The 14,380-nt window shown below is 64.7% G+C and carries 12 protein-coding genes and 1 pseudogene; 6 read left to right on the top strand and 7 right to left on the bottom strand.

The genetic code is table 11. The features are described from left to right. Nucleotides 1-9: 9 nt before the first annotated feature. Both C6A82_RS03630 and C6A82_RS03625 read right to left on the bottom strand, forming a co-directional pair. Nucleotides 10-708 carry a GPP34 family phosphoprotein gene (locus tag C6A82_RS03630; RefSeq protein ID WP_105346829.1) on the bottom strand — a complete coding sequence of 233 codons (699 nt, stop codon included), beginning with the start codon at nucleotides 706-708 and terminating at the stop codon, nucleotides 10-12. Nucleotides 709-720: 12 nt separating this feature from the next. Beyond that, nucleotides 721-2,271 (bottom strand): adenylate/guanylate cyclase domain-containing protein, encoded by a 1,551-nt coding sequence (locus tag C6A82_RS03625; RefSeq protein WP_311101663.1) that lies wholly within the window; start codon nucleotides 2,269-2,271, stop codon nucleotides 721-723. A gap of 171 nt (nucleotides 2,272-2,442) precedes the next feature. Between C6A82_RS03625 and C6A82_RS03620 the strand changes: the two genes are divergently transcribed. The 6 genes from C6A82_RS03620 (at nucleotide 2,443) to C6A82_RS03595 (ending at nucleotide 9,719) form a co-directional block, all read left to right on the top strand. After that, nucleotides 2,443-4,815: a lysylphosphatidylglycerol synthase transmembrane domain-containing protein gene (locus tag C6A82_RS03620; RefSeq protein WP_105347306.1), complete on the top strand. Its 2,373-nt coding sequence runs from the start codon at nucleotides 2,443-2,445 to the stop codon at nucleotides 4,813-4,815. 261 nt (nucleotides 4,816-5,076) lie between these two features. Further along, nucleotides 5,077-5,838 carry a cutinase family protein gene (locus C6A82_RS03615; RefSeq protein WP_233217065.1) on the top strand — a complete coding sequence of 254 codons (762 nt, stop codon included), beginning with the start codon at nucleotides 5,077-5,079 and terminating at the stop codon, nucleotides 5,836-5,838. After that, on the top strand, nucleotides 5,819-6,613 hold the full coding sequence (locus C6A82_RS03610) for a DUF1906 domain-containing protein (RefSeq protein WP_396836773.1): 795 nt from the start codon (nucleotides 5,819-5,821) through the stop codon (nucleotides 6,611-6,613). Before C6A82_RS03615 ends, C6A82_RS03610 begins: the two co-directional genes overlap by 20 nt. A gap of 6 nt (nucleotides 6,614-6,619) precedes the next feature. Further along, on the top strand, nucleotides 6,620-7,120 hold the full coding sequence (locus C6A82_RS03605) for a hypothetical protein (RefSeq protein WP_105347309.1): 501 nt from the start codon (nucleotides 6,620-6,622) through the stop codon (nucleotides 7,118-7,120). Nucleotides 7,121-7,130: 10 nt separating this feature from the next. After that, nucleotides 7,131-8,792: an acetolactate synthase large subunit gene (locus tag C6A82_RS03600; protein WP_105347312.1), complete on the top strand. Its 1,662-nt coding sequence runs from the start codon at nucleotides 7,131-7,133 to the stop codon at nucleotides 8,790-8,792. A 135-nt stretch (nucleotides 8,793-8,927) separates the two neighbouring features. Beyond that, the gene (locus C6A82_RS03595) at nucleotides 8,928-9,719 is read left to right on the top strand and encodes a DUF4239 domain-containing protein (protein ID WP_199193892.1); all 792 of its coding nucleotides are present in this window, start codon (nucleotides 8,928-8,930) and stop codon (nucleotides 9,717-9,719) included. A 76-nt stretch (nucleotides 9,720-9,795) separates the two neighbouring features. On the opposite strand, the pseudogene C6A82_RS03590 reads toward C6A82_RS03595, so the two are convergent. From C6A82_RS03590 to C6A82_RS03570, 5 genes and pseudogenes are all read right to left on the bottom strand, one after another. Then, nucleotides 9,796-10,662 (bottom strand): annotated as a pseudogene (locus C6A82_RS03590) (SDR family oxidoreductase); the annotation flags it as partial. Between the two features lie 52 nt (nucleotides 10,663-10,714). Continuing rightward, nucleotides 10,715-11,623, bottom strand: a complete 909-nt coding sequence (locus C6A82_RS03585; protein ID WP_233217066.1) for a DMT family transporter — start codon at nucleotides 11,621-11,623, stop codon at nucleotides 10,715-10,717. 115 nt (nucleotides 11,624-11,738) lie between these two features. Beyond that, complete coding sequence (locus tag C6A82_RS03580) at nucleotides 11,739-12,029, bottom strand: thiocyanate hydrolase (RefSeq protein ID WP_233217073.1); 291 nt, start codon at nucleotides 12,027-12,029, stop codon at nucleotides 11,739-11,741. Nucleotides 12,030-12,115: 86 nt separating this feature from the next. Beyond that, nucleotides 12,116-12,820 (bottom strand): thiocyanate hydrolase subunit gamma, encoded by a 705-nt coding sequence (scnC, locus tag C6A82_RS03575; RefSeq protein ID WP_105347316.1) that lies wholly within the window; start codon nucleotides 12,818-12,820, stop codon nucleotides 12,116-12,118. A gap of 49 nt (nucleotides 12,821-12,869) precedes the next feature. Then, the gene (locus tag C6A82_RS03570) at nucleotides 12,870-13,709 is read right to left on the bottom strand and encodes an SH3-like domain-containing protein (RefSeq protein WP_105347317.1); all 840 of its coding nucleotides are present in this window, start codon (nucleotides 13,707-13,709) and stop codon (nucleotides 12,870-12,872) included. Nucleotides 13,710-14,380: the final 671 nt, after the last annotated feature.

Here is a 14,380-nt window from a genome sequence, read left to right as displayed (position 1 = left end):
GTCGAGCGGCTAGGCGCCGCCGCCGCAACCGCCGCCGCCACAACCTCCGCTCCCACCCATGCCGGAATGCATGTCAGCGACTTGGTTATGTATCGCCTGGTACAGTCCGAGGATCGGCTCGATCGCGGCGAACGTCATCTCGCGCAACGCGTTGCGGTGTTGTTCATTGACGTTGAAGCTCAATACCGCGGGCATCTGCGTCTGTACCGCGATCAGCCCGACCGCCAGCGACCGAGGATCAGCGGGCCGGTCGGCGAGGATGTTGCGCAGCGCCTCTTTCACGCGGACCGCCGAGGCTTCAACGAGGTCCACGTCGTAGACCGCCTGGCGTCTGTGCGGAAGGATTCCGAACGTCCTGCGCTCGCGTCCGTCGATCCACCCGGCGGCTTCCAGCTCGTCACGCACGGCCTCCCTGCAGGCGCGGCCGTCGTTGGCGATCATCTCGCTCCACAGCCGACCGTCGACCCGGGTCAACGCATTGTCGAGCAAGGGGTCCGGGTGGCTCGCCGAATTCACCCGGCGTGCCCTGCCTTCGCAATCCTGGATGAAGCCAGTCAGATACAGATCCGCCAGCACCGCGGACTTCAGCGCGTATCCGAAGCGCCACCGCATCTTCCACGCGTCGTCGTAGTCGTATTCGAAGCGCCGACGCTTGCGGTCGTAGGCCAGTAGATACAACTGGCCGTACAGTGTCCGCGGCAGGTCCATTCCCCGGCCCCCTTAGTTGCGGGTGGTGGTCCTCATCGGAGCGATGCGAGCCACGCCGCGCAGGATCCACGGTGTGCGCCTGGCCATTGCCCCGACCGCCCTGTCCGCCGGACGCATCGCCTCGCGGGGACCAGGCGTCGGCATCGAACTCAACCTCGACTCGGCCGAATCTGCCTGTGCCCCATGTCGATCCACTGCAAGCAGCTCCCACCTGCCGGGAACACCGCGCAGCTCGAACGTACCGTGGTCGTCGAACGCGATGCCCGATCCGACGACCAGATCACGCACGGTGCGCGAGACGAGGATCTCCCCCGCATAGGCCTGGCCGAGTATTCGCGCCGCGATATGCACTGCAAGGCCGCCGATATCGGCATCCAGAAGTTCGCACTCTCCGGTGTGGATGCCGACCCGGATGTCGATACCCAGCGTCTCGGCGTCATGGCACAACGCCTCGGCATATCGGATGGCCTGCGTCGGACCGTCGAATGTCACCAGGTGTCCATCGCCCGTGCTCTTCACCACCGTGCCGCCGAATGGATCGGCGAGGCTGTCGGTGATTTCGCCGAACCGTTGCAACAGTGCACGCCACCGCTCGTCACCCGATGCCGCGGCTCGTTCGGTCGACGCGACGATGTCGGTGAACAACACCGTCCGCAGTGCGCGATGCGACTGCGCGGGGGCCAGGTGGCTGCCGGTGAGGAACTCTTCGATGGCAGTCAGGACCCGGTCCGGTTCGGTGTACCACGGCGCGTGGTCCGAACCCTCGATCTCCAGTAGCTTTGCGCGCGGAATGTGGTCGGCGAGATAACGGCCGAACTGCACCGGCATCGGATCGTCGCGCGCGTGAATCACCAGGGTCGGCGCGGTGATACTCGACAGCAGGGACCGAATGTCGAGCCGAAACAGCGACTGTATGGCCGCCCGAATCATTCCCGGGCTGGCACACATGCGCTCGAACATGCCCAGTTGCCGCCCCGATCGTGCCGACGGGAACATCGACTTGATCATCTCGCCGGTACCCCACTGCGAGAAGCCCGCGCGGGTCATCGCCTGCAGCTTCGCGATCTGATCCACAGTCGGCGTATACCGGTCGTCAAACGAGCCTTCCGCGTAGTAGCGCGCGCGAAGCTCGGCGGGGTCACCGTCGACGTCGTCCGAGCCGATCGGAATCCACGAATACGAACCGTAGAGGATCAACGCTTTCGTGCGCTCGGGCCGCTTCGCCGCGAATACGGCGGAGGCCGGGCCGCCTTCACTCATCCCGAAGATGACCGCTTCCTCGAAGCCGACGGCGTCCATCACGGCCTCAATCTCGGTCACCCGATCATCCACAGTGCGCACCTGCGGGATCGGGTCGGACAGCCCGAGACCGGCCTTGTCGAACAGGACGACGCGGCAGAACGTTGCCAGTTGCTCGAAGAAGGACTTGAAGTCGGGCAGGGTCCAGAACAACTCGACGTGGCTGGCCATCGGCCCCATGAACACGAGCTCGATCGGCCCGTCACCGAACACTTGGTAGGCGAGGCTCAGATCGCCGCACTTGGCGTACGCCGTTTCCGGCATGGCGTGAGCGTAATTTACGGAATCGCCGAAACCGCTCGAATCGCAGTCCGATCTAGCGCGAGGTGGGTGCGGCATCTGCATGGGAGTCGCCGATATCGGAAGGCTGGCGCGCGGCGAACCGCTGCACAATGTCGTGCACGGCGGTTGAGCGGTCAGTGTTAACTAGTCGGCGTGCGGGTCGACGGGCGGGACATCACCGTTACTGGCAGCTTGCTGCAGCCGCTGGCCCGCCGCACCAGCGACATCCTGCGACTGCTGCTGGCCACGGTCTTCCTCGGCGTGGTCATCACCAGCTCACTGATCACCCGATATGACTGGGTTTCGCTGGAGAAATCGATCTCCGACATCGTCGGCGTGCTTACCCCCACCCAGTCCAACCTCGTGTATCTGGCCTACGGCATCGCGATTCTCGCGCTGCCGTTCGCCATCCTCATCGGGCTGATCGCCGGTAGGCACTGGAAGCTGCTCGGCGCCTACGCGGCGGCGGGCGTGATCGCCGTTCTTGCGCTCTCGGTGCGACCGGACGGCATCTCCGCGCCGCAGTGGCACTTCGACGTCGCCGAGCAACCCAAGACGTTTCTCTCCCAGTTCCTCGACGACCCGCGCTGGATCGCCATGCTCGCCGCGATGCTGACGGTGTCCGGACCGTGGTTGCCTGCGCGTTGGCGGCACTGGTGGTGGGCGCTGCTGCTGGCATTCATCCCCATCCATCTCGCCGTCAGCGCCGTGGTACCCGCCCGATCGCTGCTCGGGTTGGCGGTCGGCTGGTTCGTCGGCGCGCTGGTGATCCTCGTCGTCGGCACACCGGCCCTCGAGGTTCCGCTCGAAGGTGCCGTACGGGCAATGGATCGCCGGGGCTGCCGGGTCAGCGACCTCACCGTGGTCCGGCTCGCAGGCCGCGGGTCGCTCCTGCTTTCAGCCACGTGCGAGGACGGCACGGTCAAGGAGCTCGAGCTGTACAGCCCGAACCAGCGCAGCGGCGGCGCGCTGCGCCAGCTGTGGCGAAAATTCACCCTGCGCGGCGGCGAGACGGCGCCGTTCCACGCGTCGATGCGCCGCGTCGTCGAGCACCGCGCACTGATGGCGATCGCGATCGGCGACCTCGGCGTCGCCAACACCGCGCCGCTGGCCGTGACACCACTCGACCGTGGGTGGACGCTGTACGCGCACACTCCCGCCTGTGGCACACCAGTCGACGAGGCAGGAGAAACCACACTGGTGCCGCGGATCTGGGGCGCGTTGCGCATTCTGCACGACCAACACATCTCTCATGGCGACTTGCGGGCGAGGAAGATCTCCGTCGACGGCGACACCGTGATGTTCGGCGGGTTCGAACACGCCGAGTACGGAGCCACCGACGCGCAGTTGCAGTCCGATATCGCGCAGCTGCTCGTGACGACGACCGCGCTGTATGACGCACCCACCGCGGTTCGCGCGGCGATGGGGGTCTTCGGCAAAGGCGCCGTCCTGACCGCCTCGCAGCGACTGGCGAAAGCGGCTGTGCCCAAGCGCATCAGGGAGTCGATCCCCGACGCCCGCGGAGTCCTCTCGACCGCGCGCGACGAGGTGATGCTGCAAACCGGCGCCGACGAGATCGAGATTGCGACGGTCACCCGGTTCAATCGCAACCAGATTCTGCAGATGGTGTTGCTGGTGGCGCTCGTCTACGTCGCACTGCCGTTCATCAGCACCGTGCCGACGTTCCTGTCCGAACTCCGGACCGCGAATTACTGGTGGGCGCTGCTCGGGTTGCTGATCTCAGTGTCGAAGTACGTCGGCGCCGCGGCGGCGCTGTGGGCGTGTGCCGACGGGCTGGTCAGCTTCCGCAATCTCACGCTGATGCAGGTGGCCAACACGTTCGCAGCGACCACGACCCCGGCGGGTGTCGGCGGTCTGGCGCTGAGCGCGCGGTTCCTGCAGAAGGGTGGCCTCGGCGCGCTGCGGGCGGCGACCGCTGTGGCGCTGCAGCAGTCGGTGCAGGTGGTAACCCACATCACGCTGCTGATCTTGTTCAGCGCGTTCGCGGGAGCGTCGGCGGACCTAGCCAAGTTCGTTCCGTCGGCGCAGATCGTCTACGCGGTCGGTGCCGCCATCCTCGTGGTGCTCGCGGCGTTCGTCGTGGTGCCGAGGCTGCGCAGGTTCCTGACCGGGACGGTCGGGCCACGGGTCAGGGAGGTGCTCGACGACCTCCGCGAGCTGGCGAGCGAGCCGAGGCGCCTCATCCTCATCGTTCTTGGTTGCGCAGCAACGACTCTCGGTGGAGCGCTGGCGCTGTGGGCGTGCATCGAGGCGTTCGGCGGCAACGTCTCGATCGTCACCGTGACGGTGGTGACGATGATCGGCGGCACCCTGGCCTCGGCAGCGCCGACCCCCGGCGGCGTCGGCGCGGTGGAGGCGGCACTCATCGGTGGCCTTGCGGCGTTCGGCGTGCCCGCGGGCATCGCGGTGCCGTCTGTACTGCTGTACCGGGTGCTCACCTGTTGGCTGCCGGTGTTCGTCGGCTGGTTCCTGATGCGCTGGTTGACCGACAAGGACATGATCTAGTGAGCTGGCGTTGGCGTCAAACCCGAAACTCGTTACGTCCCCGCTGGTTTGAGCTCGCCGAACGTGAGAGCTGTGCGAAATTCGGCGCGAATTCTCGCAACGGCTGCACGTTCGCGAGTTTGGCCGTGTGACCAGATCAACCGCGTCGGGGAATTGCACGGACATCAAATTCATTAAGCCATTGATAACCACTTGATAAGACGTTTATTAGCTGTTTGCTTTTCCAATACGCTCGCCACAGAGATGTGTCAGCATGGCGCCGTGAGCGGACGAAGTATCGCGATATTCGCGGCGGCAGCAGCGAGCCTGTCGTCGCTGGGCGCTGTGCCCTCGGCGTCCGCGGCGCCGTGCCCCGATGTCGAGGTGGTGTTCGCGCGCGGCACCGCGGAAGCGCCCGGCCTCGGCCCTACAGGAGAAGCGTTCGTCAGCGCGCTGAGGTCCCGCCTCGGCACGAAATCGCTCGACGTGTATCCCGTCGACTATCCCGCCACCACTGAATTCCCCCGAGCGCTTGACGGCGTCCGCGACGCCAGCGCGCGGGTCGAGTCCATGGCAGCGAACTGTCCCAACACGAACATCGTGCTCGGCGGTTTCTCCCAGGGCGCCGCCGTTGCCGGCTTCGTCACCGCAGACGTGATCCCGGATGGCGCGCCGGAGGGAGTGCGCAATCCGATGCCCGAGGACGTGGCGCAACACGTGGTCGCTGTCGCCTTGTTCGGTAAGCCCAACGACCGGTTCATGCGGGTGATCAACCAGCCGGACGTCGAGGTGGGTCCGTTGTATGCGGCCAAGACCGTCGAACTGTGCGTCGAGGCCGACTTCGTCTGCTCGAGCGGCAGGGACTTCAACGCGCACACCCAGTACGTGGAGACAGGAATGGTCGATCGGGCCGCCACTTTCGCGGCAGCCAAGGTGGCGACGGCGCTTCCCGTCGCACCGTCGCAATCCGCCGCTGTCGCTCAACCGCAAGCGCATCTGCAGGCCGCATGTCAAACTGAGTGTCGTGTCGTCGGACCCGAATAGCCGCACCTCCGCTTTGACCCGGCGCGACATCCTCACCTACGCGCTGGCGGCGCCGATTCTCGCGGGCATGGCGGCGTCGACGGCCAGGGCGCCGAAGGCGTCGGCCGCCAACGGAAAGCTGATCGACTTCACCGCGCTGCTGGTGCCCGCCGATGACGTGGCCGCAGCAGGCTACACCGGTGCGCTGGTGTATGTCTCCCAACTACGGCCGGGTGCGACCTTCGACTTCAAACCCGTCACCCGCGAGTACGCGGACGCGTTGCGTGCGTTGGGTCTTCAGGTCGTCAGCTGCTACCAGTACGGTAAGCCGAACTGGCCGGGCGCGCCGTCGGACTTCACACGCGGATACGACGGTGGAGTCGCGGACGCCCAAACGGCGCTGCTGCTACATGTCGCGGCCGGCGGACCGGAGTCCGCGCCGATCTTCTTCAGCATCGACGAGGACATCGATGCCGCCACGTGGAAGAACACTGCGGTGCAATGGCTTCGAGGTATCAACTCGGTTCTCGGCGTGGAACGCACCGGCGTCTACGGACACGCCGAAGTCTGCGGCTGGGCGATCGCCGACAACGTCATCGGCCACTCGACCACCCCGGGATACCGGTGGGCCTGGCAGACCCGTGCCTGGTCGAACGGCGAGCGCGAACCCGCGGCGGTGCTCTATCAGCGAGTGATCGTCACCCCAACGGATCCCGGCATCAGCCTCGGCGGCACCCAGGTCGACGAGGACGACATCCTCGCCCCCGACTACGGCCAGTGGGACATGGCCCGCTGACGTTCCGTGACGAATACGGCTCCCGCAGTGAGGATCGCACATCCTCCGGTGTCGCTTCTACACGCCGCCAATCCCTTCATGCGGCGCTTCCTACGGACACCGGTGGCGGGCAGCTTGCGCAACCAGATGATGGTCGTCGACGTCGCCGGCCGCAGAACGGGGCGTCGATACTCGATTCCGCTCAGCGCTCATCGGATCGATGGTGTGCTCTACGCCATGACGAGCGCGTCGTGGAAGGCCAATTTCCGCGGTGGCGCCGACGCGCGAGTTCTGCACGACGGTCGGTCGACAGCCGTGCGGGGCGAGCTCATCGACGACGGCGCTGTCGTCGGCGATCTGGCTCACCGGGCAGCACAGGCGTACGGCCTGAGGCGCGCACAGCGCATGATGGGGTTGAAGTTCTGTGCAGGCAAAATTCCCACCGTCACGGATTTCGCGGCCCTCTGCGAGCGCGAGCACTACTTCGCGATTCGCTTCACGCCCGTAGCGGTGCCCTCGCGGGACTAGGCTCGCGAGCATGGGCGAATCGAGTCGCACGACCGCGCAGCTGATCGTCGAATGCCTGGAGAACGAGGGGGTCACCCACGTCTTCGGCATTCCCGGCGAGGAGAACATCCGCTTCACCGAGGCGGTGTCGAAGTCGTCGATCGAATACGTGCTGACCCGACACGAGCAGGGCGCCTCATTCATGGCCGAGGTGTACGGACGACTGACGGGTAGAGCCGGCGTGTGCTCGGCAACGCTGGGGCCTGGAGCCATCAACCTCCTGCTCGGCGTCGCCGACGCCACGACGAACTCCACTCCGGTGCTGGCGATCTCGGCGCAAGTCGGAATGAACCGGAACTACAAAGAGTCTCACCAGGGTGTCGACCTCGTCTCGATGTTCGAACCCGCGACAAAGTGGTCAGCCCTTGTCGCGACGCCGTCGGCCGTGCCGGAGATGATCCGGAAGGCCTTCAAGCTGGCTCAGACCGAGCGCCCCGGCGCCGTCTATCTCGCTGTGCCCGAGGATGTCGAGGAAGCGCCTGCCGCATCGGATGCCAGTCCCCTGCACGTCAACGTGCCGCGACCCGACGACCCGTCGGACGCCCAGCTGGAGCGGGCAGTGGAGATCCTGCGCTTCGCACGCAATCCCATCCTGCTGGCCGGTCACGGGGCCGCTCGCGGCGGAGCGGCTGACGCGGTTCGCAGATTCGCAGAGGCGCTGCTGATTCCTGTGGCGGCAACCTTCCACGGCAAGGGCGTCATCCCTGACGATCACCCGCTCGCACTCGGCGCGGTGGGCTTCATGCGCCGTGACTATGTCAACTTCGGCTTCGACCAGGCCGACGTCATCGTCGCCGCGGGCTTTGAACTGCAGGAGTTCGATCCGGTCCGAATCAATCCCAGCGGCGATACGAAGATCATCCACATCCATCGCTTTCCGGCTGAGGTGGATGTGCACTATGACGTCGCGGTCGGGTTGCAGGGCGACATCGGTCGCACTCTCGATGCACTCGCGTCGCAGGTGACCCGCGAACACCCGCATTCAGAGACGCACGTGAAGATCCGTGAGCTGCTGTCGGGAGAACTCGACCGCGGGCGTGCCGACGACAGTTTCCCGCTCACCCCTGCCCGCATTGTGGCGGATACGCGCGAAGCGCTGCAGCGCAACGACATCGCTCTGGTCGATACCGGTGCTCTCAAGATGTGGATGGCCAGGCTCTATCCGACCTATGAGCCGAACACCTGCCTGATCTCCAATGGGCTTTCAACGATGGCCTGGACGGTGCCAGGGGCGATCGCCGCCAAGATCGCGCGACCTGATTCGAAGGTTCTCGTCGCCACCGGCGATGGCGCATTCCTGATGAACTCGCAGGAGATCGAGACCGCGCTGCGCCTCAACACACCGTTCGTGATCTTGATCTGGGACGACAATGCCTTCGGCTTGATCAGCTGGAAGATGGACCTCGAGATCGGCCACAACGTCGAGACGAAGTTCTCCAACCCCGACTTCGTGGCCTACGCCGAGAGCTTCGGCGCGAAGGGTTACCGCATCACCTCGGCGGCCGAACTACTGCCGACGCTGCGTCAGGCGCTGGAGGACGACACCGTCAGCGTCATCGCGTGCCCCGTCGATTACTCGGCCAACAGCGTCCTGATCGCCTCGCTCGGTGAACTGGACGAGTCGATGTCCTGATCGTCAGCCGAGCGGGCTTCGTGGAGTTGCCGCGAGAATCTCAGATTCGCCACTTCCTGAACGCGGCCGACACCTACAGTCGGAAAGCCCGGTCCGCGTGGATCGCGCGATCCGTCGTCCTGAGGAGGACCGGCTGTGAGTCAGTGGTTGGTGAGCAACCTACCGCCGTGGCTGTTACTGCTCGGAGTCATCGTCGTCACGACAGCTGGAGCCATCGCCGTGCAGATCGTGGTCCGGCGGCGATTTCCGCATCTTCGGGGCGACGAACACAACGACGTGACGAAGTTCGCCTTCGGGGTTGTCGGCTTCGTATTCGCCTTCTTCATCGGTTTCGTCGTGTCGGCGATGTGGGGGCAGGTCAACAACGCCGACGGCAAGGCGCGAACCGAAGGAGCGGCGGGGGTGGAACTGGCCACAAGTCTGCGCGTCTTCGACCAGCCGGATCGCGACCGAATTCGCCAGAGTCTTCTGGCTTTCGAGAACGCCGCGATCACCGAATGGAGCGAGGCGGCAGACGGCCGTCATCATCCACCGGCCGACGAAGCGCTCGCCCGGCTGCGCTCCGACTATGAGAAAGTCCAGACGCAAACCAGCGCCCAGGAGGCAGTCCTGAGAGCGTCCTTCGCCAACCTCGACAGCCTCAGTCAGGCCCGCACGCAACGAGTCCTGCAGTCCCGCACCGACGTCGGTCCACCCTGGTCGCTGTGGGCGGTCATACTCGTTACCAGCGGGCTACTCCTCGGCTGCGCGATCATCTACGGCGTTGAGAAACCCGCGACACACTACACGATGGTCGCAATACTCGGCGTGCTCGTTGGCGCCCAACTGTTCCTAGTGCTGGAACTGTCGCATCCATTCATCGGCGAAATCGGCGCGTCGCCGGAGCCGCTGCACGAAGTCATCCGCGTCCTGTCAGCGACTCCGTGACCGCAGGCGCCGGCTCTATTACGACTGCAGCGGGGCGGTGTACGTGCTGGGCCTGTTCAGCATCCATGCGAACCTTGGCGTTCATTCGATTCGTCTCGCGTTCGAGGACTTTGTTGAGTGCACGGGGTGCGACGACGTCGAGTGCGCGCAGAGCGAGCGCCTTGCGCGGCGCGATGCGGACGGGCCTGGTGCGCGCGGCGGTGACCATCCATTCGGCGGCCTCCTCGCAAGAAAGCGCCGGAATTCCTTCGTATGCGCGGGTTGGCGCGATCATCGGCGTCGCAACCAGCGGGTAGTACACAGTGGTGGAGTGGACGCCGCAGTCACCCCACTCGGTGTCGATGACGCGGCTCACCGCGCTCAACGCCGCTTTCGATGCGTTGTAGGCGGCGAAAAGCGGTGAGGACTCCGGCAATACCCGCCACGTCGCGACATTGATGATGTGACCGTCACCGCGTTCCATCATGCCGGGCGCGACACCGCGAATCAGCCGCAGCGGCGCGAAATAGTTGAGCTGCATGACACGTTCGATGTCATGCCAGCGTTCCAGCGACTCGGCCAGAGGTCTGCGAATCGAGCGTGCGGCGTTGTTGATCAGGATATCCACCGCGCCAACGGTTCTCGCGAGTTCGTCCACCTGATCGAAGTCGGCCAGGTCCACCGGAACGGCGACTGCCGATCCTCCCGATGCGATTATCCGCGAGACGACGTCGTGCAATAGCGGCTCACGGCGGGCGACCGCGATCACGGTCGCCCCCGTCGCGGCGAGCTTTTCCGCAGCAACGGCACCGATCCCCGACGACGCCCCCGTCAGCAATATGCGCTTACCGCGAAGATCGATGTTCGGCCGGCCACCCCATTGCGGCATGGGACGCATTCCTGCCAGGCGTGCCGCTCTCCTGATACCCGCGATCACGCGCTTCACCTCGCATCGAAACGGCATACCGGAGCCGTCGGCTAACAATCTATGCGCTCGGTGATCTGACGACGGCAATTTACGAATTCGTCAGTGACGGGTCGCCCGCGGTGGCGGGTCTGGCGCGGACAGCGATGAGGCCACCACCGATCACCAGGGCCATCCCGATGTACATGAACAGCGTCGGCCGGTGGCCCCACATGAGCCAGTCGATAACCGCGGTGAACACGATCACGGAGTAGATGAACGGCCCGACCTTCTCCGCCGATGCGTACCGGTAGGCAACCACGAGCAGGATCTGTGAGAAGAACTGCGCAAACCCGAGAGCGACCAACCACGTCGCGGCCCGTGCCGGGAACGGCTGCCAGTCGATGGCCGCGATCGGAATCGTCAGCACGGTCGAGAGCAGGAAGTAGTAGAGGAGGATCCGGGTGACCGGCTCCGTCGCGCCCAACCAACGGACGGACATCATCGCGATCGCCAACATCAGCGCGCCGATGAGCGCGAAACCCTCGCCGGCGCTGAAGCTGTGCGACTGGGGTTGAAGCACCAGAATCACCCCGGCGAAGCCGATGGCTGCCCCCACCCAAGTCGCCGTAGCCACCCGCTGGCGCGTAACCACCCACGCGAAGAGCGGCATCCACAATGGCGCGCTGTAGGTCAACAACGTCGCGTTGGCCAGCGGTATGAGTTTTATCGCGACGAATAGCGCGTACCAGCACACGGTTCCGGCCACCGCACGCACAATGTGCAGACCGATCTTGTCGGTCCGCAGTAGCGGCATTCCGCCGCGCAGCGCCACCGGCACCATGAACAGCAGGCAGATCAGATTCTGGAAGAGCAGTAGCACGCCGGTCGAGGTGTGCTGACCGGCCACCTTCGCCAGGGTCGCCACCAATGCCACGCAGAAAAAGGCGGCAGTCGTCAGCGCCCCGCCGACCGCCAGGTTCTCCGGCCGATGCCCCGCGCCGGTTCCGAACGCCTTCATCCCGTTCATGGGACCACACGCCGCGGCAGGCACTCGGGCTAGCCCGGCCTTTCTCGGCTTTTGCCCGGTTACGCTGCACGTGGCCGGCAGCCGGTACCGGACCGGCAGTTCCCGCCTACTCCGCCTCGAGGCGGGAACGGATCGAAGCGAGCCGCGCGCGCAGGTCGGCTTCGTCGATGAGACCACGCTTCAACAGCGAGTGTGCAAGTGAGACAAGTTGATTCTCGGGGTAGGGCAATTGGGCATACCGGTCGGTCGAAAGCTCGTCTTCCTCGTCGCGGCGTTGCTTGAACGTGAAGTCCAGCTCGTCGTTGGCTCGACACGATCGGTCCAACGCATCGCACAGCCCGTCAAGACTGGTCTTCCACGGCGGCAACGGGTTTTCGACACCGTATTTGGCCGTCATCGCAGGCCAGGTCTGCTCGACCTTCGAGATCTCCGTCAGAACGGCGAATTCGTCACCGCCGCTCGGGGTTTCGTCGACCACCTCGGTCACTCTTCGATCGGCCGGATCGCCGCACGGACCAAGGGGGTGACGTTCGTCGTGACAGCCGGCCGTGGCAGTGCGACCCCGATGAGGCAGTCGCGAGTGATGATTTCGGTCAGCTGATCCTCGCTCCACCCATCGGTGCCCTTCGGACGCATCGGCATGACCATGAAGCGGTGTTTCTGGTTGGAATCCTCCACCCGCACCTCCACGTCGTCGGGCAATTGGAGCCCGAACTCGGAGAGCACCTGGCGTGGCCAGCGCACGATGCGGCGCCGGTAGTTCGGGGTGCGGTACCACTCCGGTGAGTTGCCCAGGATCGGACGCGGGTAGCAGGAGCAGAGCGCGCACACGATGACGTTGTGCACAGACGGGGTGTCGGCGAGGATCTTGAACGCCACGAAGTCGCTAGGGGTGCCGAAGCCGGTCGGTTCGAGCCAGTCGATGCCGACCTCTTTGGCGGCGGCGACGGCATCGGAGATCGCGAGCTCCTTGAAGTCGTCGTCCAGCCAGGCCTTTGCGACCAGACGCGCACCGGGAGTCGGCCCGATGTGCTCGGCATACTCGGTGAACAGTCGGTGTTCCTCGGCCGTGAAAAGCCCCTTCTCGATGCACAATTCGCGCAAGGCGATCTCGAGCACCTCGAAATCGGTGATCTCATCCACCATCGGCTTGACGGTTCGCGAGTGATCGTGACCGTGGTCGGACATAGAGGCAAAATTCCTTTCGATCAAGCGTGACTGCGGTTGAAGCGCACTCTCAGCCGACGGCTTCCAGCCAGCGCTCAGGGATCTCGGTCTGCAGAGTGTCGTTCTTGGGACCGGTGTAGTTGTCCCACAGCTCAGCCTGGTTGAACCGCACGATGTAAAACCATTCCGATTTGGCGTCTTCGCGGTCCCAGGCCTCGTCCTCGGGGGCCGGGCTTTCGTAGGTCACCTCGGCGATCGTCCCCTCGGCGCCGCGGCAGTACTCCGGGGTCCTCGTGTAGAACATCGCAGGTAGTTCTCGCACCTTCACCTTGTCGCCGACCTTGAACTTCGCCACGCCTGCCTGACCGGCGAAGCATTGCGGATCACCGATACCGACGGCTTCGAGGTGGTGCTTGTTGCGGTTGACGTCCGCCCCGTCACCTTCGGATTTCGGCTTCGCCTCCGGATAGCCGCCGTTCAGTCCGCCCGCGTAGCGCTCCTGCACCTCGGCGAGCCGATCGGTCAGCTCACCCCAGGAAATGTGCTTCTTCTCCATCAACAACCGGCCGACCGACCAGAGCCAGCGACCGTAATAGGGAAGACCCAGATAGATCGCGCGCCCGACGTCGACATTGGCCAGCCTCCGACGCTCCTCAGAGACCCAGATACCCCGCCACCCGAGGACCTCGCAGAGCACGTAGGTCATCAGTTCCCACTGCTCTTCTTCTTTGTTCTCGTAGGGGTGCGGATAATCCAGCTCGCCACCCACGTCGTGAGAGGTCTTCATGTACGCGAGGTAGTGGTCGTGGGCGATCATGTCCGGCGTCGGCCATTCCGGGACTTCGGGATAAATCGTCTTCAGGCGCGAACCCAGTGCCAGTTGTTGGGCACGTTCGGCAGCATCAGTCACGGCGACTCACTTCTGCATGGATGTCATCTACCAGATCAGCAGAGCTCAAAATATCATCGGCTCAGCAAATGCACTGCGAAGTAGAGATTTGGCGGTTCGTTTCAGGCATACCGACAAAGCGCTTGTAGACCTCGGCGTCAATTATCGGCGGGCCCCGCCACAGCGGTTCTTCAGCTACCCATTTGAGTGAAGCAGATCCGCGGGCATGACTCGACGGCTCAGTCGGCGACGAAGTGCGACGGATCGCTGTCGTGGAAAGTACGTCTGTTGTCGCGGCTTGTGCATGACAAGAGAATCTCGGTCGGATTGAGATGTGATGTCACACCCGCGCTGTCTGCGCGGTTCCTGTCATCATCGAACGAATGGCACTAAGAGCATCGACGAAGACAGACAGCAGGCTAGCTGCACGTCTTGCAGCGCTCGCTTCTGTCGGTGCAGCGACTATCCACTTCGCCGTGGTTCCGGCGCATTGGCAGGAGTGGATGCTGGCAGGCTTGTTTTTCGTCACGATTGCGCTGTGCCAACTGATCTGGGCTCGAGTGGTGCTTGCCCGGACTACAGCGCCTGTTCTCGCCGTCGGAGTACTGCTCAATGTTGGAGCAATCGCACTGTGGTCCGTGTCCCGGACTGCGGGCGCGCCATTCGGCCCGCACGCCGGCGAAGCCGAACTC

Source organism: Mycobacterium sp. ITM-2016-00318, from assembly GCF_002968285.2.
In the GTDB taxonomy this organism is placed as follows: domain Bacteria; phylum Actinomycetota; class Actinomycetes; order Mycobacteriales; family Mycobacteriaceae; genus Mycobacterium.
The sequence above is the reverse complement of the archived record's forward strand: the minus strand, read 5'-3'. Positions and strand labels throughout refer to the sequence as shown.

What these genes read in the sequence shown, in the direction of transcription:
- C6A82_RS03630 (WP_105346829.1), bottom strand. Translation starts at nt 708, where the DNA reads ATGGACCTGCCGCGGACACTGTACGGCCAGTTGTATCTACTGGCCTAC.
- C6A82_RS03625 (WP_311101663.1), bottom strand. Translation starts at nt 2,271, where the DNA reads ATGCCGGAAACGGCGTACGCCAAGTGCGGCGATCTGAGCCTCGCCTAC.
- C6A82_RS03600 (WP_105347312.1), top strand. Translation starts at nt 7,131, where the DNA reads ATGGGCGAATCGAGTCGCACGACCGCGCAGCTGATCGTCGAATGCCTG.
- C6A82_RS03585 (WP_233217066.1), bottom strand. Translation starts at nt 11,623, where the DNA reads ATGAAGGCGTTCGGAACCGGCGCGGGGCATCGGCCGGAGAACCTGGCG.
- C6A82_RS03580 (WP_233217073.1), bottom strand. Translation starts at nt 12,029, where the DNA reads ATGACGGCCAAATACGGTGTCGAAAACCCGTTGCCGCCGTGGAAGACC.
- scnC (WP_105347316.1), bottom strand. Translation starts at nt 12,820, where the DNA reads ATGTCCGACCACGGTCACGATCACTCGCGAACCGTCAAGCCGATGGTG.